The following is a 23,836-nucleotide window of genomic DNA, read 5'->3' on the forward strand; positions in this document are numbered from 1 at the left end:
CCGAACACAGAAGTTAAGCTCCTTAGCGCCGATGGTAGTTGGATTTACGTTCCGCTAGAGTAGGACGTTGCCAGGCAAATTAATGAGACCGAAAGGTCTCTTTTTTTATGCATAAAATAAAACCGAAGGTTTAATAAGATATCAACAAATGAAAGTGTAATAGCTTTACGAGGAGAAAGCGTTTGAAGCCGATGAATTGAGAAAATTGAGAAGCGAGTTTAGTTGAGCTAAAAGAGCAAGTAATTTAAGAAAATGAGGAAGGATGCGAGCGCTTGAATCGAAGTAAAGTAAGTTTCTTAGCGCCGGTGGTAGCAGATTTACGTTCCGCTAGAGTAGGATGTTACCAAGAAAATTAATGAAAAACACTCCCATATCAAGGAATGGGAGTGTTTAATATTCAAATTAAAAGTGAGTATAACATTTTATTCTCATTAATATAAATATTTGATGGATCAAAATCATGAACATTAATTTTTAGTTGGTTAAGGTCATCATGATTCTTAAGTTGAATACCGATAATGACAGTACCAGTGTTTTGAGAAGTTTTCTTTAAATATTCAAACTTAGTAATATCATCCTGAGGTCCTAATACATCGTTAACAAATTCCTTTAATGCACCAGGACGTTGAGGAAAGTTAAGAATAAAGTAATGTTTCATCTCCTCGTAAAGTAATGAACGTTCTTCAATTTCTTTCATTCGATTAATATCGTTATTACCACCACTAACTACACATACTACTGTCTTACCTTTAATTTTTTCCTTATAGTGCTCTAATGCTGAAACACTTAATGCACCTGCTGGTTCAGCAACAATAGCTTGTTTAGAGTACATATCTAAAATAGTTGAACAAACAGCACCTTCATCTACTTGAATATAATCGTCTACAAATTTCTTAGCTATATCATAAGTGATATCACCAACTCGTGCCACAGAAGCACCATCTACAAATTTGTCAATATGATCAAGTGTCACTATTTTGTTTTGGACAACAACTGATTCGTACATGCTACTAGCGCCAGAGGGTTCGACACCAATAATTTTAGTTTGTGGACTATATTGATTCATATAAGTACTAATACCTGAAATCAAACCTCCACCACCAATAGCAGCAAATAGATAATCGAACGTAATTGAATCATTACTTGATTGATTCAAAATTTCTTTTGCTAATGTTCCTTGTCCAGCTATTGTATCTACATTATTAAAAGGGTCGATAAAAGTCATGTGATTTTGTTCAGTATAAATTAAAGCTTCTTTTAAGCAATCATCAAAAGTATCTCCAGTTAATATGATTTTAACGTTTTTAGAACCAAAAAATTTAACTTGATTAACCTTTTGAAGAGGTGTGGTAACAGGCATGAAAATCACAGCTTTTAAATTTAATGCTTTAGCAGTATAAGCAACACCTTGAGCATGATTTCCAGCACTTGCGCATGTAATACCTTTTTCTTTAGCTTCACTTGTTAGAACAGAAATTGCATTATATGCACCTCTAAGTTTGAAAGAGCGAACCCATTGTAAGTCTTCTCTTTTTAAATACACATTACAGTCATATTTTTGAGAAAGATAGAGATCGAATTGTAAAGGTGTCTCTTTAACAACATCTTTTATTCTTAAGTATGCATTTTCTACATCTTTAGCATTTAAAGTTGTCTTCACAGTCATTTTATCTCAACCTTTATTCTTATTTTCATATTGTTCTATTAAATCTTCATATTCTAATGTTATGGCTATATCATCTAAACCATTAACTAATTTATGTTTCCATGTTTCATCAATTTGAAAGTTAAATGATTTATCATTAGCTGAAACAGTTTGATTTGGTAAATCAATGGTAATTTCTTTTTGAGAAGCTAAATATTTTCTTTCGTTTTCACCTAAAGTAATAGGTAACATGCCATTTTTTGTACAATTCATAAAGAATATGTCACTAAAGCTACCAGCTATAATAATATTGAATCCATAATCTTTTAAAGCCCATGCAGCATGTTCACGACTTGAACCACAACCAAAATTGTCACCAGTGATCAAAATAGTAGCACCAGAGTATTCAGGTTTATTCGGATTAAAATCTGGATTATTTGTACCATCAGGAAGGTATCTCCATTCGTCAAATGCAAATGGACCGAAACCACTTTTAGTTATTCGTTTAAGATGTACTTTGGGAATAATTTGGTCAGTATCAATATTGTCATTAAACAATGGTACAACTTTTCCTGTATAGGTTGTAATAGGTTGGATATCCATTACTAAACAACCACCTTTCTAACATCTACGAATCTACCTTCAATAGCCGCTGCAGCAGCCATAGCAGGGGACACTAGATGCGTTCTAGCGCCTTTACCTTGTCTTCCTTCAAAGTTACGATTGCTCGTAGAGGCACAATGTATGCCTTCAGGTACTTGATCAGGATTCATACCTAAACACATTGAACAACCTGGTTCTCTCCATTGAAATCCTGCATCTTTAAATATTTTGTCCAAACCCAATGCTTCAGCTTCTTTTTTAACTGAGCGAGAGCCAGGTACAACGATTGCAGTGATTTTTGGATGGACTTGTTTACCCTTAACGATTCGACTAGCTTCTACTAAGTCTGATAATCTTGCATTGGTACAAGAACCTAAGAACACATAACCTAAATCAATATCTTCAGCTTTTTGGCCTGGTTTTAAGCCCATATATTGATAAGCGCGTTCATCATTAATATTTTTAATTTTTGGAAAAGGTGTATTAAAACTAACACCCATTTCAGGATTTGTTCCCCATGTAACTTGAGGTTCTAAATTTGTAACATCAAGTTTGATAACTTTATCAAATTTAGCATCGGCATCAGTATATAATTGACGCCAATCATTGATAGAACGGTCAAAATTTCGAGCATATTTTCTGCCTTTGACATAAGCAAATGTCGTTTCATCTGGTTGCATCAATCCATATTTAGCACCAGCTTCAATGGCCATGTTGCAGATAGTCATTCTAGCTTCCATAGACAGAGATTTAATCGTTTCACCTGTAAATTCAATAGCATACCCAGTACCAAAATCAACACCATATTGACTAATAAGATACAAGATAATATCTTTCGCATAGACGCCTTTTGGTAATTGACCTGTAACGTCTATCTTTAAATTTTTAGGTTTAGTTTGCCAAAGTGTTTGAGTAGCAAATACATGTTCAACTTCACTTGTCCCTATACCAAATGCGATTGCACCAAAGGCCCCATGCGTGGCGGTATGTGAATCACCACAAACGATTGTTTTTCCAGGTTGAGTGAGACCTGTTTCTGGACCTACCATGTGAACAATACCTTGTTCATCAGAACCCATATCAAATAATTGAACACCAAATTCCTTTGCATTCTTTTGAAGTGTAGTAATTTGTTTGTTCGCAATTTCATCTTTAATATTAAAAATATCTATTGTAGGAACATTATGATCTAAAGTTGCAAATGTTAAATCAGGGCGTCTCAATTTTCTATTTTGAAGTCTTAAACCTTCGAAAGCTTGTGGGGAAGTCACTTCATGAATTAAGTGTAAATCAATATATAATAATTGAGGTTCACCTTCATTCCCGGTTAAAACATGTTTATTCCAAACTTTATCGAATAACGTTTGTCCCATAAAAGCATTCCCCCTTATTAATAATTCTTTTTTAATTCATTGAATATATCTGATGTAGTATAGTGCCCATTTAAATCTTTAGTTGTTTTACCATCTTTAATAAGTTGATATACAGCCTGTTCTAGTTCAGACGCCGCATCATCAAAGTTAAAACTTTCACGTAAACACATTGCTAACGAGAGTATCATACCAAATGGGTTAGCTAGATTTTGATTTGCAATGTCGGGTGCTGAACCATGTATAGGTTCATAAAGTCTTGGTCCTTCTAAACTAAAACTTGCAGAAGGTGATAAACCTAATGAACCTGGAATGGTAGAAGCTTCATCACTTAAAATATCTCCAAATAGATTTTCAGTAACAATGACATCAAAATTAGTAGGTTGGGAAATTAACTGCATGCTACAAGCATCAACTAGTAAATGATTCACTTTAACATCAGGAAATTCATGACTAATTTCATTAATAGTTTGACGCCAAAGTTTACTTGTAGCTAACACATTTTCTTTATCAACTGACGTTAATTTTTTCTTTCTTTGAGATGCTAATTCAAAAGCTATCCTTGCAATACGTTCAATTTCCTTTTTAGTATAAGTTAGTGAGTCTAGTGCACTCTGATTATCAATATGTCGTGGTTCACCAAAATATAAGCCACTAGTTAATTCTCTCACTATGATAAAATCCGTTCCTTTGACACGTGATTCTCTAATTGGAGAAAAATGACTTGTACCCTCAGTAACTTTAGTAGGTCGTATATTGGCGAACAAACCTAGAGATTTACGTAATGCTAATAATCCTTGCTCAGGTCTATTATTAGAATCAGTCCATTGAGGACCACCTACAGCACCCAATAAAATTGCGTCAGCATTTTTACAAGCATTTAAAGTATCATCAGGAAGGGGAACACCATGCGAATCTATGGCTGCACCTCCAAAATCATATGACGTTAATTGATAATCAAATTTATATTTTTTACTGATTAGTTCTAATAATTCTAGCGTACCACTTAAGATTTCTGGTCCTATTCCATCACCAGGCAAAGCTACAATATTATAAGTCATTAGTGATTACCTTCCTTTTTGTTAATTTCACTAGCGTATTTAGCATGTGCTTCTACATATGCTTTGCAAGAGGCATATAACACATCATGATCAATACCAATACCATTAACAGGTTGACCTTCAATAGTTAATGAAACATGTACTTCTGCTTGAGCGTCGGTACCTTCAGTGACAGAATCAATACGGTAATCAATGAGTTCACTTTTATGTTTAAAAATGCGATCAACTGCATTATATATAGCCACAATTGACCCAGTTCCTATACTTGAATCTTGATAAATATTACCATTTTTATCTTTTATAACGACAACAGCACTTTGTAAACCATTGGAAACAAACTGCAATTGAAGTGTATCAACTTGATAAATTGCATTTTGCTCATGTTCAGTACCTTGGATAATCGCATGTATATCTCGATCAGTTACACTTTTCTTTTTATCAGCAATGGCTTTGAATTGTTTAAATAATTCAGCCTGATTTTGTGGTTCAATATCGTATCCTAAAGATTTTAATTTTTCAGCAAAAGCGTGTTTACCTGATAGCTTACCTAGAGGTAAATCATTTTTACTTATACCAACAAGTTGTGGCGTCATGATTTCATAAGTTTCTGGATTTTTCAAAACACCATCTTGGTGAATGCCAGACTCATGACTAAAAGCATTTTGACCAACAATGGCTTTATTTCTAGGAACGCGTATTCCAGCATAACGAGATATAATATCTGAAGTATTTTTTGTTTCTGATAGTTTCAATCGTGTTTCATTGCCATAGTGATCTTTACGGACAAACAGTGCTAAAGCTAATTCTTCTATAGCAGTATTACCTGCTCGTTCACCGATGCCATTTACTGTTCCTTCGATTCGTTTAGCACCATTTTCAATAGCAGCCAGACTATTAGCAACTGCCATTCCTAAATCATCATGACAATGTGCACTATAAGTAATGTCTTGTTTAGAGTTAATGTTCTCAATCAAGGTTTTAAAAATTCGACCATATTCATTTGGATAACTATAACCGACTGTATCTGGGATGTTAATGATTGTAGCACCACAGTCTACTGCCATCTGTACACATTTTATTAAGAAATCTGTATCAGTTCTTGTGGCATCCTCAGGTGAAAATTGAACGACATCAAAGTATTGTTTGGCATAACTGACGTGCTCTTTAATTGATTCCAAAACCTGTTGTTGAGTCATTTTGAGTTTATGAGTTAAGTGAATAGGTGAAGTTGCTATAAAAACGTGAATAACTGGTTTTACAGCATCTTTTGTAGCTTCATAAACAGCATCGATATCTGATTTTTTACATCGTGCTAATCCACATACAGCCGTTTTAGTTAAAGTATTTGAAATAGCTTGAACAGACTTAAAGCTACCAGCACTTGAAGCGGGAAAACCTGCTTCAAGTATATCCACACCCCATGTTTCTAACTGTTTGGCAATCTTTAATCGCTCATCAAATGAGAAGTTAACTCCAGGTGTTTGTTCACCGTCTCTTAATGTTGTATCAAAAATTTGAATATGGCTTTCCATCTTTAACAACCCCTTAGCTTTTATTTTTGAATACTTTTAGATTTAATAAATGGCATCATTTTTCTTAATTCACGACCAACTGCTTCAATTTCATGACCGTGTTGTTGTTCACGTAATTTATAGAATTCTTTAAAGCCATTTTCATTGTCTTTAACAAAGCTATTTGCAAAATTACCATTTTGAATATCTTTTAATACTGCTTTCATATTGTCTTTAACATCAGGAGTGATGACTCTAGGTCCTGAAACATAGTCACCATACTCTGCTGTGTTAGAAATTGAGTAACGAACGTTCTCCATACCGCCTTCATACATTAAATCAACAATTAACTTCATTTCATGTAATACTTCGAAATATGCTAATTCTTTTTGATAGCCCGCTTCAACTAAAGTTTCAAAGCCACTTTGGATTAATTTATGAATACCACCACAAAGTACTGCTTGCTCACCGAATAAATCTGTTTCAGTTTCTTCTTTAAATGTTGTTTCAATTACACCTGCACGCGTAGCTCCAATACCTTTCGCATAACTTAATGAAATATCGCGTGCTTGACCAGTAGCATCTTGTTGTACTCCAAATAATGCTGGTACAGCAGTTCCTTCAACAAAGGTACGTCTTACTAAATGACCAGGTCCTTTAGGAGCTACTAAGAAGACATCCACATCTTTAAGTGGTTTGATAACTTCAAAGTGGATATTAAAACCATGTGCAAATGCTAGGGCATTTCCAGCCTCTAAGTTAGGTTCAATTTCATTTTTATAGACATTTCCTTGGATTTCATCTGGCAATAACACCATGATGACATCTGCTTGCTTAACAGCTTCTGCAACTGGATAAACATCGAAGCCATCTTCTTTAGCTTTATCAAAAGAATGACCAGGTCGAATACCAACAATAACGTCATAACCATTGTCTTTAAGGTTTTGTGCATGCGCGTGTCCTTGTGAACCGTAACCGATAATTGCAATTTTTTTACCTTGTAATGTATCTTTCTCAACTGATTGATCGTAATAAACTTTAGTCATAATACATTCCTCCAAAAATTTAAATAACTTAATATTTAGAATATTCTTAAAATTTTAGATAAAGAAATTATCTAAATTATGTGATGTTAGTGGTTATTTATTTAATTATACTAGCGCATCAATGTACAGCTTATCTCAGTTCTGACTAATATCTTGAACTTCGAGTACACTGACTTGTTTTTTTAACTTCGCAATTAAAATTTTAAATATAGCTTCATCTTCAATATCTGCAGTAATTTGCATATCAGAGATACCTTTTTCTTTAGATGGTTTAACTGTTAATTCATTAATATTATATTGTAGTCTAACGAATGCACTTGTAATTCTGTTTAATGTGCTCACTTGATCGGTTACTTTTAAATGTAAAATTCGTTTCATTCTAACCCCTCCATTTCATGATTCGCTTTGCCACTTGGAATCATAGGATTAACTGGTTCAGTAGGTGAGATTCTCACTTCGATTAGCGCAGGTCCACTATAACTAAATGCTGAATCAAGTGTTTTAGTTAGTTTATTTGGATGATCAACTAAGAAACCTTTAACACCATATGCTTCTGCCATCTTCATGAAATCAGGTTGATCATTAAATACTGAATGAGAGAATCGGTGGTTAAAGAATTTATCTTGCCACTGTTTAACCATACCTAATGTGCCATTATTGATTAGAACGATTTTTACATTGAGTCCGTATTCAGGCAGTAACGCTATTTCCTGATTTGTCATTTGAAAACCACCATCACCAACAAAGCAAATAACTGTTTTATCAGGTTCAGCTAATTGAGCACCGATAGCTGATGGAATACCAAAGCCCATAGTACCTAAACCACCGCTAGTAACCCATTGACCATGATGTTTAAATGGATAAAATTGAGCTGCCCACATTTGATGTTGACCAACATCAGTAGTAACTATAGCTTCACCGTTTGTTATTTTTCCGATGTATTCAATAGCTTCTTGAGGTTTGCAAAATGTGTCATCAGCTTTTTTATATTTAAAAGGATGTTTGTGCTTATTCTCAATACAATGGTTAACCCAGTGTTCATGGGAAGTTTTATTTGTAAATCTTTGAGATAAAGCTTCGAGTACTTTTTTGCAGTCAGCAACTATTCCTAGGTCAGTCGAAATCACCTTGTTAATCTCTGATTCATCAATATCCACATGAACTACGGTTGCATGAGGAGCAAATTCATTAGGATTACTTGCTAATCTATCATCAAACCGACTACCTAAATTAATTAATAAATCACATTCAGTTAAAGCCATATTACTTGCATAGGAGCCATGCATACCACCCATACCTAGAAATAGTGGATTGTCATAAGGAATAGCTCCCAGACCTAAAAGTGTAGTAGCTACTGGAATTTGATGTTTGGTTACAAATTGAGTTAATAATTCATTAGATTGTGAATGATTGATGCCAGCGCCTGCTAAGATAAGTGGTTGTTTTGCATTCTCTAAATATTGAATTAATTGACTAATATCTTTATCTTTGGGATTTTCAATGACTTTATATGCCGGTAAGTCCACCTCATCTACAAGTGGTGCAGATGTTTTAAGCACACCCATATCTTTAGGAAAATCTATAACTACAGGGCCTTTGCGTCCAGAATTTGCTAAGTAAAATGCTTCATGAATAATTCTTGGAATATCATTTACATTTTTAACTTGGAAATTAGCTTTTGTAATTGGTGTAGTCATAGAAAGTAAATCTGCTTCTTGAAAAGCGTCTTTACCAATTCCTGGTGTTGCTACTTGTCCAGTGAATACAACTAAGGGAAGGGAATCACAGTACGCATCTGTTATACCGGTAATCGCATTTGTAGCGCCAGGACCACTTGTTACAACCACTACACCAGTTTTGCCAGATACTCTTGCATAACCTTCTGCAGCGTGAGTAGCACCTTGTTCATGTCTTGCTAAGATGTGTTTGATTTTACCATCATAGAAAGTGTCGTATAATGGTAAAACTGCACCACCAGGATAACCGAATATGAAATCAACATCTTCATGTAATAATGCCTCTACTAAAAGTTCTGAACCGGATCTGAAATTATTATTTGTGTCTAAATCACTATCTTCTTTTAGACTAGTTTGTTTTGAATAGTCCATAGCATCAGGACTTACTACGCTACTTTCCTTTTTACTTGTCATGTTGAACAACTCCTCTAGTTAGATTAGATTTTCGGGAACTTGCATAATACCACCAGTATTCGCACTAGTGACCAAAGCAGTATATCTTGCCAGATAACCTGATTTCACTTTTGCCTTAAAAGGTTGTAATGCTTCTTTACGATGATTAAGTTCTTCTTCAGTTTGATTAACATCTAAAGTTCGATTGATTAAATCAATAGTAACTTCATCGCCGTCTTTAATGAGTCCAATAGGTCCACCTGAAGCTGCTTCCGGTGAAATGTGGCCGACAGCGATACCTCTCGTTGCACCAGAGAATCTACCATCAGTTATTAATGCGACATCCTTACCTAAACCTCTACCTACAATTGAAGAAGTAGGGGCTAACATTTCAGGCATCCCTGGTCCACCTTTAGGACCTTCATATCGAATAACAACAACGTGACCTTCGCGTACGATTTTATTATCAATTGCTTCAACAGCTTCATCGTGTGAATTGAAACAAATTGCTTTACCGGTAAATGTCTTAATAGAAGGATCAACGCCACCAACTTTAATGACAGCCCCTTTAGGCGCTATATTTCCAAATAATATTGAGAGACCACCTTGCTTATCATAAGGATCATCTAGTGAATGAATGACATCAAAATTCTTAATTTCTTTACCTTCATTATTTTCACGAAGTGTTTTTCCAGTAACTGTGAGTCTATCTGGATGTAATGTTCCTTCTTTTTTCATCAATTCATTGATGATAGCTGGACAACCACCTGCTTCGTGGACATCATGCATAGAATATGAAGAACTTGGCGCAATCTTAGATAAATAAGGCGTCTTTTTAGCGATTTCATTGATACGTTCCAAATCGTAATCAATACCAGCTTCGTTTGCAATGGCTAGCGTATGTAATACCGTGTTAGTTGAACCACCCATCGCCATATCAAGTGCAAATGCATCATCGATAGCTTCTCGAGTTACGATATCAAGTGGTTTGATATCTTTTTTGATATTATCTACTAATTTAAATGCAGCTTCACGAATCATTTCTCTTCTTTGTTCGCTTACTGCTAAAGCTGTACCGTTATATGGTAGTGCTAAGCCTAAGACTTCCATTAAACAATTCATTGAGTTTGCAGTAAACATTCCGGCGCAAGAACCACAAGTAGGGCAGGCGTTTTGTTCCATATCTAAAAATGCTTCTTTGGAGAGTTTACCTTCTTTAAATGCGCCTACCGCTTCAAACATTGATGATAATGTCAAAGCTTTACCTTGCGCTGATAAACCAGCTTTCATAGGCCCACCAGAACAGAATATAGCTGGTACATTGGTTCTAACGGCAGCTAATAACATACCGGGTGTTATTTTGTCGCAATTAGGAATGTAAAATACGCCATCGAACCAGTGCGCATTAATGACGGTCTCTGCAGCATCAGCAATGATTTCTCGAGAGGGTAGTGAGTAACGCATTCCAATGTGTCCCATAGCTATACCATCATCAACACCAATGGTATTAAACTCGAAAGGTATAGCGCCTGCCTCACGAATAGCTTCTTTAGCAATGTCAGCCAATTCTCTTAAATGCACATGTCCAGGTACAATATCGATATAAGAGTTACATATTGCTACAAAAGGTTTGTTCATATCTGTATGATTTTTAAGTGCGCCCGTGGCGTGTAAAAGACTTCGAGCAGGTGCTTGATGATCACCTTTTTTTATCATGTCACTTCTCATAAATAATTCCCCCATAAAACACAATAAGTTTAAAACATTAAAAGACGCCCCAATTTATGATTGGGACGTCTATAAGTCCCATTCAATGAGAAATAGGACTTAAACATTTAGTAACAGATAATTACTAAAGTTCCAGTCCTTGCGAGTATAATAAAATAATTAAATTGTCAGTCTGGTTATATGTTTGATTTGTCATTTTAATATACTCCTTTCTTGAATGGTTATATTAGAATAGTTAGAATTGTTTAAAAATTCGATAAACTTAATTTACTATATCATTTTTATTAAGTCAATAGCCTTTTTAAGAATTTTCTAACAACTTCATCTCATCATTCTTGTGTTGAGTATAGGGAAATTGTTTAAGGAATTTGTTATAATTAGTAAGTTAAAATTTTTATGACTTAATTTAGTTTGAGAGAATAAAATAAGTTACCATAAGTTCTGAAATGGTCATGAATAATCATTTGATTTAAAAAAATTTGAAAGAGTGGGACTAATGATAAGTATTAATAATTTGGATGAATTAAATCATTTTGCAGACGTGTTAGTTCGACACTTAGAGCCTAGTGATTTAATCCTTTTAAATGGCGACCTAGGGGCAGGTAAAACTACACTAACACAATTCATAGGTAAACATTTAGGAGTTAAGCGTAATATTAATTCTCCTACCTTTAACATTATAAAATCATATAAAGGGAGTAATTTAAAATTACATCATATGGACTGTTATCGTTTGGAAGATTCAGATGAAGATCTAGGATTTGATGAATATTTTCAAGATGAAGGCATTACCATAATTGAATGGAGTCAATTTATTCAAGATTTATTACCTAAGGAACATTTAATAATCAATATAGAAACTTTAAGTGAAACAAAAAGAACTATAAAATTAGAAGCCCAAGGAACCCATTATTTAAAAGTAAAGGAGGAAGTTGAAAGTGAATTTATTAATGATTGATACATCTAATCAACCGATGTCAATCGCAATCATGCAAGATGATATCGTCTTGGCAGAAACTACGTCAGAAGATAAAAAAGATCATTCGAGTCAACTTATGCCTGGTATTCAGCACTTATTTGAAGAAGCAAAAATTGAAAAAAATGCTATTGATGGGATTGTTGTTGCTAAGGGTCCAGGTTCCTATACTGGAGTTAGAATTGGCGTAACCACCGCTAAAACGTTGGCCTATGCATTAAATACTAAATTATATGGTGTATCATCTTTAGCAGCATTAGCTGCAACAGTGGAGAATGATGAACAAAAATTATTAGTTCCAATCATTGATGCGCGTCGTGAAGCGGTATACACTGGTGTTTATCAAAACGTTGATGGAAATTTAACAACTATTTTAGAAGATCAATATTTACCTATTGAAGAATTAAAAAAGCAATTAACTGAAATGAACCAACCATTTCTTTATGTTGGTAGAGATGCTGATAAGTTATCCGAACACCTAGGTGGAGAAATAAAAAATAATTTACCTCATGCTCCAACTATGAAACAACTCATAACTAAAAGTGAACCGGTTCATACATTTGTTCCTAATTATATTAAATTATCAGAGGCTGAAAGAAATTGGCTAAACCAACAGAAACAGAATTAACAATTAGAGCAATGCAAGTAGATGATGTCCCCAGAGTATTCGATATAGAACGAGATAGTTTCAATGATAGTTCGTGGACAATTGATGCATTTTATCATGAATTGAATGAAAATAACTTTGCTAAATATTTTGTGATTGTTTTTGAAAATGAAATTATCGGATATATAGGACTATGGATGGTTATTGATCAAGCTCAAATTACAACGATAGCAATTCGTAAAGACTATAGAGGTTATGGACTGGGACAATTATTATTAAAATATGTCATGGATTATGCAAGTCATTCATGTGAAGTGATGAGTTTGGAAGTTAGGGTAGATAATGTAATTGCGCAACATGTTTATACTAATTTGGGGTTTCAATATGGAGGTAAACGTAAAAATTATTATGGAGAAGGCGAGGATGCAATGGTAATGTGGGTGAACTTAAATGAATAAAGAAACATTAATATTAGCAATAGAAACGAGTTGTGATGAAACAAGTGTAAGTGTCATTAAAAATGGAAATTCAATTTTATCTAATATTGTATTAAGTCAAATTGAGAGTCATAAGCGTTTCGGTGGTGTTGTACCTGAAGTTGCAAGTCGACATCACGTTGAAGGGATTACGACAACGATTGATGAAGCATTAACAACTGCAAATATATCAATGAATGACATTGATGCAATAGCAGTGACTCAAGGACCAGGATTAATTGGTGCATTACTTATCGGTATTAATGCAGCGAAAGCACTAGCTTTTGCATATGACAAGCCACTTATTCCTGTGCACCATATTGCTGGTCACATTTATGCTAATCATTTAGAAGAACCATTAACATTTCCATTAATTGCGCTAATTGTGTCAGGGGGCCATACTGAATTAGTATATATGAAATCTCATATGCATTTCGAAGTTATTGGTGAGACAAGAGATGATGCAGTGGGAGAGGCGTATGATAAAGTCGCTCGAACAATTGATTTACCATACCCAGGAGGGCCACAAATTGATAAATTAGCTCAATATGGTAAAGATACTTATGATTTTCCTAGAGTGTGGTTAGAAAAGGAAAGTTATGATTTTAGTTTTAGTGGATTGAAAAGTTCTGTTATAAATAAACTGCATAATTTGCGACAAAAGAATGAAGAAGTTGTAAAAGAAGATGTAGCAACTAGTTTTCAAAATAGTGTTGTAGACGTGTTAAGTACTAAAGCGATTAATGCATGTAAAGCCTATAAAGTTAACAGACTTATTGTTGCTGGAGGTGTTGCTAGTAATAAAGGACTGCGACATCGTTTACAACAATTATGTGAAGATAATCATATTCATTTATCCATTCCAAGTCCTAAATTATGTACTGATAATGCAGCAATGATTGGTGCTGCAGCATATTACTATTATCAGTCAGGAATTACAGCTAAGTTAGATTTGAATGGCGAAAATAATATGGATATAGAAGAAGCTTCTATAGACGTTTAAATTTATATTATTTATTTAATCGAATTAATTATTTCAATAATCATAAGGAACCTCTTTTAACGTAAGGATTAAGATCCACTGTTAATAAGAGGTTTTTTATTGAGAGAAAAATAATTCAAAAGGTCAATAGGGAACGTTTGTACTTATCAACATTAAGTGTATAAGTTGTGGATAAACCGTTCTTAACAATGTGGATATGAATTTAATTTTGTGTAAAAAGTTTGTAAAAGAATTTAAAATAAGTTGTGGATAAGTAGGATAACTATGTGGATAGTTGATAGTATCGTATTTTAGCTGTTTATAACTTTTGTTGAAATTTGTATAAAAAAATTAGCTAGAAAGTTCAATAATACTTTCTAGCTAATAGTAAAATGATGAGTTTTTAGATATTTTCTTGTAAATTTTCCCATTCCAACATAACCTGTTCTAACTTCTGTTCGGTTTCAAGTTTCTGATTCGCTAATGATGAGGCTTTGTCAGGATTATTGAACACGTCAGGCTGAGTGAGTTGTTCATCAATGCGTGCTATTTCATTCTCAAATGTTTCAATTTTGGCTTCACAGTTCTCAATGAGACGTTCTAATTTTCGTTGCTCACGACGTTGTTGCTTTTGAGAATCATAGGTATTTATATTTTCATTAGCTTCATTTTGATTTGAAGTATCCTCTTTACTTAAATCATTTCGTTCATTTTTAAAAGCTTCAAGTGCCGCTGCTTCTTCTGTTTTCTCGATGTAATATTGATAATCTCCCAAATACATTTGGCCACCGTCATTATTTAAGTCGAACACTTTATTTGCTAATTGATTAATAAAGTAACGATCGTGTGACACAAAAAGAATAGTTCCTTCAAAATCTTTTAGCGCTTGTTCTAACATCTCTTTAGAATCTATATCAAGATGGTTTGTTGGTTCATCAAGAATTAATACATTATCTCTTTGAAGCATTAGTAGTGCTAATTGCAAACGAGCTTTTTCTCCACCAGATAAATCATTGATGACTTTCTTTACATCATCTTGCACGAATAAGAAACGTCCGAGTATAGCACGAATATCTTTTTCATTCATTGTTGGATATTGATCCCAAACATAGTCGATAATTGTTTTATTAGATTTAAATTCAGCTTGCTTTTGATCGTAATAACCAATTTGAAGATTTGCACCAAAGGTGATTTCACCTTCTAATTGATTTTGTCGTCGAGCGATGGTCTTGATTAGAGTAGTTTTACCTACGCCATTTGGGCCAATAATAGCAATATGATCCCCCTTACTTACTTCAATATTAATAGGAGATGTTATAGGCGAGTCATAACCAATTTTCAGATTACGAATATGCATAACGTCGTTACCTGTATTACGATTAAAGCCAAATTGAATGTTAGCACTTCTTGCATCCAACATAGGTTTGTCAATACGTTCCATTTTTTCTAGTGTTTTTCGACGACTTTTTGCCATTCCACTAGTTGAAGCACGTGTTATATTTTTCTCTACAAATGTTTCTAATCGTTTAATTTCATCTTGCTGACGTTCATATTCTTGCATTCTGCTTTCGTAATATTTATCACGTTGCTCAATAAATTTTTCATAATTTCCGACGTAACGTTTAACATCGCCAAGTGCAACATCATAAATTTGAGTGACGATTTTATCTAGGAAATATCTATCGTGACTAATAATAACAATGGCACCTTTGAAATATTTTAAATAATCCTCTAACCACTTCGTCGTTTCTAAATCTAAATGGTTTGTAGGTTCGTCTAGTAGTAATAAATCTGGCTCATTCAATAGCATTTGGGCTAAGGATAATCGCGTTTTTTGACCACCACTGAAATCGTTGATTGGTTTATCGAAATCATCTTCATTGAAATTTAAACCATGTAGAACAGTTTTGATTTTACTCTCATACTGATAACCATCAAGTTGTTCGAATTGATTAGTTAAAGATTCATAGCGTTCCATATGTTGTTGATATTCTTCGGAATCGTAGTTAGATGCATGATCAGCTAGCCAGTTCGTTTCTTCTCTAATTAGAAGTTCCATTTTTTTTAAATGTTCAAACGGTTTTGACATTTCTTCGAAGACTGAAGCAGATGAATTAAGTGTCATTTGCTGTGTTAAATAACCCATACGTAAATTTTTGATCTTTGATATATGACCGCTATCATAGTCTTCAACACCGGCAATGATTTTCATTAAAGTCGATTTACCAGCACCGTTTCTGCCAACGACACCAATTCGTTCGCCTGTTTTTACTTCGAAATTCACACGCGTAAAAATATCTTCGCCATCAAATGATTTCGAAATATCGTTTAATTGCAAGAGTATCATTCAGGTTTCACCTTTCTATTTATAAGTTTATTACTCGAAATTAGATTGTATATTACTCTATATTTTACCGTATTACTTAGTTTCTTGAAACTAAGTTATTTATTTTTAAAATATGTTAAGGTATAATATTCCAGTATTCATAATAGGACATAACGACATTTTTAAATTTAAAAAGTATAGCACTCAAAATAGTTTGGATACATAGATTATAAAATTCAAACATAAAGGGGGGCATTTTAAATGGCTCATAATAAATCTAAAATTCCACGGGCAACTTTGAAGCGATTACCTTTATATTACAGATTCGTTAACACACTCAAGTCTAAAGGCATTGATAGGGTTAATTCTAAGGCTATTAGTGAGGCACTTAATATTGAATCAGCAACTATCCGAAGAGATTTCTCCTACTTTGGAGAATTAGGCAAAAAAGGTTACGGTTACAATATAGATAGTCTATTAGAATTCTTTAAAACAGCACTAAGTGATAGTGATAATATACACATAGCTTTAGTAGGTGTTGGTAATTTAGGTCGAGCACTTTTGACATATAACTTTTCAATTCATGATGAAATGACAATAACTGAGGCTTTTGATATAGATGAACAGATTGTCGGAACAGAGATTGGTGATGTATCTGTGCATCATATGAACGATTTAAAAAAAGTACTCAATGCTCAAAAAATCAATGTTGTAATATTAACTACACCAGAAGAAGCGGCACAACGCGTTGCAAATCAATTAGTTGAAGCTGATATTCAGGGTATACTAAATTTCACACCAGCTAGAATAGAAGTACCTAATACCGTACAAGTGCATCATATTGACTTGGGCATAGAATTGCAATCATTGCTATTCTTCATGAAAAACTATTCTAATTAAATTTTCATATTTATATTCTTGCATCCTTCTATAAGAGGGATGTTTTTTAATTTGCGTTTAACAATCATTAATTTCATTTAGTATTGAAAACAGCATATTATTAAAAATCAAAAGCGTTTAATTTTAAGATGTTGCCAAATTTAGTACAATTGATTATAATACCTTAGTAAAATAATCGGGAAAGGATGAATTGATAGTGATATGGATGATTATTAGTGGTCTTATAGTAGGTATATTATTAGGGTTTGTGATGCAACGTACACGCTTCTGTTTGGCTGGCGGCTTCAGAGATATGTACGTTCAAAAAAATAATAAAATGTTTTATGCCTTATTAGTTGCTATTACAGTCCAAAGTATTGGACTACTTATTTTAACCGGATTAAATGTTATATCTATACCAGATAGTACATTTCCAATTATAGGTACAATTATTGGTGCTTTTATATTTGGAATTGGTATTGTATTAGCAGGAGGATGTGCTACAGGTACATGGTATCGAGCTGGTGAAGGTTTGATTGGCAGTTGGGTAGCGCTCGTACTATATGCTGTAACTGCCGCTATTACTAAAACTGGTATTTTACTTCCAGTAATGACATGGATTAATAAACCTACAAACATTAATGCAAATATGTCTCAGACTACCGGTATTCCTATGTGGGTGTTTACGTTAGTATTAACGATTATAACTATCATTTTTGTAACTAAAACATTACGTAAACCAAAACCCAAGTTTGCAGTTCCAAAGCTTAAACAAAAGTATAGTGGCTTGAGACACTATTTATTTGAAAAACGATACCATCCATTTGTAGCTGGTATTGCAGTAGGGTTAATTGCTTTGATAGCTTGGCCAATGAGTATTTCTACTGGAAGAGATTACGGCTTAGGCATTACTACACCTTCAGCAAACTTAATTACCTTTTTAATTACTGGTGATACTAAGCTAATTGATTGGGGAGTATTATTGATTTTAGGTATATTCTTAGGTTCTTATATTGCTGCTAAAGGATCACGTGAATTTAAATGGCGATTACCTGATAAGAAGACCATTCGCAATAGTGCTATTGGTGGTATTTGTATGGGATTTGGTGCTTCAGTAGCTGGAGGATGTTCAATTGGAAATGGTTTAGTAGAAACTGCTATCATGTCTTGGAAAGGATGGATAGCACTTGGTTCTATGATTTTAGGTGTATGGTTTATGAGTTACTTTATATTTATTAGACCAATGAAAAAATTAGAAAAACAAACATCTAAGTCTCAAGCAACATCAGCGACAAAACAAGTACAAACAACTTAATTAATTTGGAGGTAATACAATGTTATATGAATTAGGTACTGTAGGTATGGTTTGTCCATTCCCATTAATAGAAGCGCAAAAGAAAATGCAAACACTAGATAGTGGTGATGAACTTAAAATTGATTTTGATTGTACACAAGCAACAGAAGCTATTCCTAATTGGGCAGCCGAGCAAGGTTATCCAGTTACGAATTATGAACAATTAGACGATGCTTCATGGACAATTACAATTCAGAAAGCTTAAAACAAATAGGCATGTAAAGTGTCTTTGTTATATTATGTAACATATTGTGTCATTTTATCTTACGTAATTTTGCTATTTCAATTTAGTATCATTATGATATTTTTAAAGGAAGTGGTAATTATGAAGATGGATGACACAATTTTTTTATTTCTTTGCACTTTACTCGTATGGATTATGACACCAGGTCTTAGCTTGTTTTACGGTGGTCTAGTTCAATCAAAGAATGTTTTGAATACAGTAATGCAAAGTATGGCAGCAATGGTTATCGTGACTTTCACATGGGTTGCATTAGGATTTTCATTGAGTTTTGGAACTGGAAATGCTTTGATAGGGAATTTTGATTTAATTGGGCTACAGCATGTTGGCTTTGCAGTTAATGATCAATTAAGTCCGCATATTCCATTTGCATTATTTATGCTATTCCAAATGATGTTTTGTACAATTGCAGTTTCAATACTTTCAGGTTCAATCGCTGAACGTATGAAATTCTTTCCATTTATTATCTTTATCTTTTTATGGGTGATTTTAATATATAGTCCAGTTGCTCATTGGGTGTGGGGCGGAGGTTGGATTCAACAACTTGGTGCTCTTGATTATGCAGGTGGTACAGTTGTACATATCACATCTGGACTCTCAGGACTAATTTTGGCTATTATGATAGGTAATGGTAAAAAAATTGAAAAAATACAGCCACATAATCTTTTAATCACTTTAATTGGCGGTATTTTAGTATGGATAGGTTGGTATGGATTTAACACAGGTAGTGCATATACTTTATATGATGTCGCATTAACATCATTTGTAAATACGATTATTGATGCAAGTGGTGGCGCTTTTAGCTGGTTAGTAGTTGAGTACTGTATTACTAAGAAATTAAGTTTACTTGGGTTGTTATCAGGCGTGTTGGCAGGGTTAGTCGCTATTACACTGGCAGCAGGCTACGTTAGTTATTTCAGTGCTTTTATTATTTCATTTGCAGGTGGAATCGTTTGTTATCTTGTTATTAATGTAATTAAAGTGAAGTATAAATATAATGATACACTTGACGCATTTGGTATCCATGGCGCTGGAGGAATTGTTGGTGCCATTCTTACCGGTGTTTTTCAATCACAACATGTTAATAATGATGTATCAAATGGTTTAATCTATACAGGAGATGTACACTCAGTCTTAATTCAAATACTAGCTGTTATCGTGGTATTGTGTTATACCATTGTTTTAACATGGATTATTGGAAAAATTTTACAGAAAATAATGCCTATCGCTACTACTGAAGAAGAAGATAAAGCAGGTTTAGATCAACTTGTTCATGGTGAGAAAGCCTATTTTTATGGAGAACTAAACAAATTAAATAAGAGATATTGATAATATTATTAGACTAATACATATTAAAAAAGTTACTTTGAGAGATTATTTCTGTGATAAAATAATTCTTAAATGAAAACTAATTTAGGTGATTAATCTAATGAAAAATATATCAGATATCGCAAAATTAGCGGGAGTATCTAAAAGCACGGTCTCCCGCTTTTTAAATGGTGGCTCAGTAAGCCATCAAACTAAAGAAAAATTAAGTCGAATTATTGAAGAACATGATTATCAGCCGAATCAGTTTGCTCAAAGTTTAAGAGCTAAGCATACGAATCTTATTGGTGCTATCATTCCAAGGATGAATTCACATGCGGTTGATGAAACTGTGAAAGGAATTGTATCTGTATGCCATCAACATCAATATCAATTATTACTTAACTATACTGGTTTAGATATACGTGCTGAAATCGAGGCCTTGGAGACATTTTCAAGAAGTAAAGTGGATGGCATCATATTAATGGCTACTACATTGACTGATGAACACTTGGAAGTAATTGAAAAATTAAATGTACCGGTAATTCTGGTTGGACAATCCTATCCCAATTTACATAGTATAATTCATGATGATTATCAAGCAGGTTTTATAGTAGGGGAACAGATAGGGCGTAAAAAGCATAAAAATGTTGTATTCTTTGGTGTAAGTGAGGAGGACGTTGCTGTAGGAGTCAAACGTAAACAAGGTATCATTGATGGTTTGAAAAAATACGATGTTTATCCTGAAATTTATTTAACTTCTTTTAAATATGAAGAGGCAAAAAATGATGTTTCTGAGAAGTTGAAAAATGCTAGTGGTATCGATGCGTTAATTGGAGCAACAGATCCTATTGCATTAGCAATTCATAAATTTTATTCTCAACAAAACAATGCTACTAGAAATTATCAAATTTTTGGATTTGGGGGAGACCCAATGACACAACTTGTTACACCCGCTATTACGACAGTTAAATTCAATTATTTTAAAGCTGGCACATATGCCATGAACCAATTGAATGAATTAATTTTTTCTAAAAATGCAGTATCTAAAACTGTCATTTCTGTTGAAATAGAGAAATTTTAAAAATATTTAAAACTATGGAACCGATACCATAATCAATGATAAAATTGTAGTAAATTTAGATTTAAATTATTTTGGAGGAATAATATGGCTGAATGGTCAAGAGAAGAACGTTATCGTCGTATTGAAGACGTTGATAAAAAGTACTTAGAAAATCTCAAGCAACAAGTTAAAGAGTCAAGATTTCGTCAAACATTTCATATTCAACCTGAAACTGGTTTGTTAAATGATCCTAATGGATTAATTTATCATAACGGCAAATATTATGTTTCACATCAATGGTTCCCATTAGGAGCAGTGCATGGATTGAAATATTGGTTTAATTATACTAGTGATGATTTAGTGACGTTTGAACCACAAGATACCCTAATTAAACCCGATACATATTATGATAGCCATGGTGTCTACAGTGGTAGTGCTTTTGAGCATAATGGAGATTTATATTATATGTATACAGGCAATCATCGTGATGAACAATGGAACCGATATGCTAGTCAGATGATCGCTAAAGTTCAAAGTAATGGAGAGATTACTAAATTTGATGAACCCGTAATTCCTTCACAACCTGAAGGGTATACAAGTCATTTTAGAGATCCTAAAGTTTTTGAATTAAATAATGAATATTATGCGATTATAGGTGCTCAAAAAAACGAGGAACTTGGTTGCTGCCTAATATATAAAACGAATGATAAGCAACTAAATCAATGGTCATATTGTGGAGAAATTGATACTAAATTAAAAACCTTTGGTTATATGTGGGAATGTCCCGATTATTTTAAATTAGATTCTAAGGATATCTTACTGTTCAGCCCTCAAGGAATAGAACCACAAGGGGATCAGTATAGAAATATATATCAATCAGGCTATTTAATTGGGGATTTAAATTTTGATTCATTATCCTTTGATCATAGTGAATTTGTAGAACTGGATAATGGTTTTGATTTTTACGCACCCCAAACTTTTTTAGATGAAAATGGCAATCGAGTTTTAATAGGTTGGATGGGCTTACCAGAAATAAATTATCCTACTGATGAAGAAGGATGGGCACATTGTTTAACGATACCTAGAGTACTAACAATAGAGAATAATCAATTACGACAACGCCCGTTTAAAGGTCTTGAAAGATTACGTAAAAATAAAGAAACGGCATTAGGTTATGCAAATAAATTTAACCGAAAATTACATCCATATGAAGGCAAACAATATGAACTAATTATTGACGTTATTGAAAATGACGCTTCAAAAATTTATTTTGAATTACGTACCTCAAAACAAAATAACACCAAAATTATTTACAATACAAGGGAACAAAAAATTACATTAGATCGCTCAGAAAGTGGATTATTGCCTGATAATGTTCAAGATTTAACGAGAAGTACGATATTGGATTCTTCTCTCACACGTTTGCAAATATTTGTTGATACATCTAGTATTGAAATATTCTGTAATGATGGGGAACGTGTTTTAACATCAAGAATATTTCCAAATGAAAATGCTACAGGTATAGAAACTTCAACAGAGACTGGACAAGTATATTTAAAATTCACTAAATATGAACTTAAGGATGAGTAAAAAAATGAGAAAATTATATGGGATAGGTGAAGCATTAATAGATTTTATTCCAAATGTTAAGAACTCTGAACTTAAAGATGTTGAACAGTTTAGTAGGCAGGTTGGAGGTGCACCAGCTAATGTTGTGAGTGTTGCTCGAAAAATGGGTGCCTCCACTGAAATGGTCACTCAATTAGGTAATGATGCATTTGGAGACATTATTGTAGAAACTTTAAAAAATATTGGTGTAGGTACTCAATTTATAAAGCGAACAGATGAAGCTAATACTGCACTAGCATTTGTGAGTTTAAAAGAAGATGGACAAAGAGATTTTTCATTTTATCGTAAACCCTCAGCTGATATGCTTTATAAAGCTGAATATCTAAATGAAATTACGATTAATCCAAACGATGTATTACATTTCTGTTCTGTTGATTTAGTTGAAAGTAATATGAAAGAAGCTCACAAAGCTATGGTAAATAAATTTAAGTCAGCAAATGCAACCATTGTTTTTGATCCTAATGTTCGTTTACCTCTTTGGCAAAATGCTGAAGCATGTAAAGAAGCAATACATGAATTTTTACCGAAAGCTAATGTGATTAAAATTTCAGATGAAGAGCTAGAATTTATAACTGGTGAAGCGGATGAAGATAAAGCTATTCAATCATTATTTGAGGGGTCTGTAGAAGCGGTTATATATACTCAAGGTGCTGCAGGTGCAAGTATCATTTTAAAAGATGGGACTAAGATTTACCATGAAGGATTTAAAGTGAAAGCAATTGATACAACTGGCGCAGGGGATGCATTTATAGGAGCTGCAATAAGTAGAATGCTATTGAGTGACGAATTAAATATTACTAAGTTGCTTAAAGAAGAAGGACAGGACATTCTCAAATTTAGCAACATGGTGGCCGCAAAGGTTACAACTTAATATGGTGCAATAGAGAGTATTCCTACAATTGAAG

21 protein-coding genes are annotated in these 23,836 nt (G+C 33.5%); 11 read left to right on the plus strand and 10 right to left on the minus strand.

The window, feature by feature from the left end; all coding sequences use genetic code 11:
• Positions 1-397 precede the first annotated feature (397 nt).
• The 9 genes from ilvA to ilvD form a co-directional block, all read right to left on the minus strand.
• Positions 398-1,666: a threonine ammonia-lyase IlvA gene (gene ilvA / locus SBL16_RS09555; RefSeq protein WP_053017509.1), complete on the minus strand. Its 1,269-nt coding sequence runs from the start codon at positions 1,664-1,666 to the stop codon at positions 398-400.
• A gap of 6 nt (positions 1,667-1,672) precedes the next feature.
• Complete coding sequence (gene leuD / locus SBL16_RS09560; protein WP_053017507.1) at positions 1,673-2,248, minus strand: 3-isopropylmalate dehydratase small subunit; 576 nt, start codon at positions 2,246-2,248, stop codon at positions 1,673-1,675.
• A gap of 2 nt (positions 2,249-2,250) precedes the next feature.
• Positions 2,251-3,621 carry a 3-isopropylmalate dehydratase large subunit gene (gene leuC / locus SBL16_RS09565; RefSeq protein ID WP_037538950.1) on the minus strand — a complete coding sequence of 457 codons (1,371 nt, stop codon included), beginning with the start codon at positions 3,619-3,621 and terminating at the stop codon, positions 2,251-2,253.
• Between the two features lie 17 nt (positions 3,622-3,638).
• Positions 3,639-4,679, minus strand: a complete 1,041-nt coding sequence (leuB, locus tag SBL16_RS09570) for a 3-isopropylmalate dehydrogenase (RefSeq protein ID WP_107611709.1) — start codon at positions 4,677-4,679, stop codon at positions 3,639-3,641.
• Positions 4,679-6,211, minus strand: coding sequence for a 2-isopropylmalate synthase (locus tag SBL16_RS09575; RefSeq protein WP_053018823.1), 1,533 nt, complete (start codon positions 6,209-6,211; stop codon positions 4,679-4,681). Before SBL16_RS09575 ends, leuB begins: the two co-directional genes overlap by 1 nt.
• A gap of 20 nt (positions 6,212-6,231) precedes the next feature.
• Positions 6,232-7,236: a ketol-acid reductoisomerase gene (gene ilvC / locus SBL16_RS09580; RefSeq protein WP_317953874.1), complete on the minus strand. Its 1,005-nt coding sequence runs from the start codon at positions 7,234-7,236 to the stop codon at positions 6,232-6,234.
• A gap of 135 nt (positions 7,237-7,371) precedes the next feature.
• Positions 7,372-7,614 carry an ACT domain-containing protein gene (locus tag SBL16_RS09585; RefSeq protein WP_037538958.1) on the minus strand — a complete coding sequence of 81 codons (243 nt, stop codon included), beginning with the start codon at positions 7,612-7,614 and terminating at the stop codon, positions 7,372-7,374.
• A complete protein-coding gene (gene ilvB, locus SBL16_RS09590) occupies positions 7,611-9,344 on the minus strand; it encodes a biosynthetic-type acetolactate synthase large subunit (protein ID WP_233641613.1) in 1,734 nt (577 codons plus the stop codon). The genes SBL16_RS09585 and ilvB overlap by 4 nt, the downstream gene beginning before the upstream one ends.
• 60 nt (positions 9,345-9,404) lie before the next feature.
• Positions 9,405-11,093 (minus strand): dihydroxy-acid dehydratase, encoded by a 1,689-nt coding sequence (ilvD, locus tag SBL16_RS09595; protein WP_107611706.1) that lies wholly within the window; start codon positions 11,091-11,093, stop codon positions 9,405-9,407.
• A gap of 496 nt (positions 11,094-11,589) precedes the next feature.
• On the opposite strand from ilvD, the gene tsaE reads away from it, so the two are divergent.
• Genes tsaE through tsaD form a run of 4 tightly spaced genes read left to right on the plus strand, consistent with a single transcriptional unit; the run spans position 11,590 to position 14,155 of the window.
• Positions 11,590-12,051, plus strand: a complete 462-nt coding sequence (tsaE, locus tag SBL16_RS09600) for a tRNA (adenosine(37)-N6)-threonylcarbamoyltransferase complex ATPase subunit type 1 TsaE (protein ID WP_053017493.1) — start codon at positions 11,590-11,592, stop codon at positions 12,049-12,051.
• Complete coding sequence (tsaB, locus tag SBL16_RS09605; protein ID WP_107611705.1) at positions 12,032-12,697, plus strand: tRNA (adenosine(37)-N6)-threonylcarbamoyltransferase complex dimerization subunit type 1 TsaB; 666 nt, start codon at positions 12,032-12,034, stop codon at positions 12,695-12,697. The genes tsaE and tsaB overlap by 20 nt, the downstream gene beginning before the upstream one ends.
• Entirely contained in the window at positions 12,670-13,134 is a 465-nt protein-coding gene (gene rimI / locus SBL16_RS09610; RefSeq protein ID WP_107613510.1) for a ribosomal protein S18-alanine N-acetyltransferase, read from the plus strand. The genes tsaB and rimI overlap by 28 nt, the downstream gene beginning before the upstream one ends.
• Positions 13,127-14,155 carry a tRNA (adenosine(37)-N6)-threonylcarbamoyltransferase complex transferase subunit TsaD gene (gene tsaD, locus SBL16_RS09615; protein ID WP_107611703.1) on the plus strand — a complete coding sequence of 343 codons (1,029 nt, stop codon included), beginning with the start codon at positions 13,127-13,129 and terminating at the stop codon, positions 14,153-14,155. Before rimI ends, tsaD begins: the two co-directional genes overlap by 8 nt.
• Before the next feature lie 382 nt (positions 14,156-14,537).
• On the opposite strand, the gene SBL16_RS09620 is transcribed toward tsaD, so the two are convergent.
• Positions 14,538-16,481: an ABC-F family ATP-binding cassette domain-containing protein gene (locus SBL16_RS09620; RefSeq protein ID WP_107611702.1), complete on the minus strand. Its 1,944-nt coding sequence runs from the start codon at positions 16,479-16,481 to the stop codon at positions 14,538-14,540.
• 240 nt (positions 16,482-16,721) lie between these two features.
• Here SBL16_RS09620 and SBL16_RS09625 point away from each other — a divergent pair, with 240 nt between their 5' ends.
• From SBL16_RS09625 to SBL16_RS09655, 7 genes are all read left to right on the plus strand, one after another.
• Positions 16,722-17,360 carry a redox-sensing transcriptional repressor Rex gene (locus SBL16_RS09625; RefSeq protein ID WP_037538047.1) on the plus strand — a complete coding sequence of 213 codons (639 nt, stop codon included), beginning with the start codon at positions 16,722-16,724 and terminating at the stop codon, positions 17,358-17,360.
• Positions 17,361-17,556: 196 nt separating this feature from the next.
• The gene (locus tag SBL16_RS09630; RefSeq protein WP_053018828.1) at positions 17,557-18,654 is read left to right on the plus strand and encodes a YeeE/YedE family protein; all 1,098 of its coding nucleotides are present in this window, start codon (positions 17,557-17,559) and stop codon (positions 18,652-18,654) included.
• A 19-nt stretch (positions 18,655-18,673) separates the two neighbouring features.
• A complete protein-coding gene (locus SBL16_RS09635) occupies positions 18,674-18,898 on the plus strand; it encodes a sulfurtransferase TusA family protein (protein ID WP_037538043.1) in 225 nt (74 codons plus the stop codon).
• 120 nt (positions 18,899-19,018) lie between these two features.
• Positions 19,019-20,263, plus strand: coding sequence for an ammonium transporter (locus tag SBL16_RS09640; RefSeq protein ID WP_317953882.1), 1,245 nt, complete (start codon positions 19,019-19,021; stop codon positions 20,261-20,263).
• Positions 20,264-20,363: 100 nt separating this feature from the next.
• The gene (locus tag SBL16_RS09645) at positions 20,364-21,323 is read left to right on the plus strand and encodes a LacI family DNA-binding transcriptional regulator (RefSeq protein ID WP_107611700.1); all 960 of its coding nucleotides are present in this window, start codon (positions 20,364-20,366) and stop codon (positions 21,321-21,323) included.
• Between the two features lie 84 nt (positions 21,324-21,407).
• Positions 21,408-22,892 carry a sucrose-6-phosphate hydrolase gene (locus SBL16_RS09650; protein ID WP_107611699.1) on the plus strand — a complete coding sequence of 495 codons (1,485 nt, stop codon included), beginning with the start codon at positions 21,408-21,410 and terminating at the stop codon, positions 22,890-22,892.
• Between the two features lie 4 nt (positions 22,893-22,896).
• Entirely contained in the window at positions 22,897-23,802 is a 906-nt protein-coding gene (locus SBL16_RS09655) for a carbohydrate kinase family protein (protein ID WP_107611698.1), read from the plus strand.
• Positions 23,803-23,836: the final 34 nt, after the last annotated feature.

This window comes from Staphylococcus sp. NWU MK-U1 (assembly GCF_033283505.1).
GTDB lineage: Bacteria > Bacillota > Bacilli > Staphylococcales > Staphylococcaceae > Staphylococcus > Staphylococcus haemolyticus.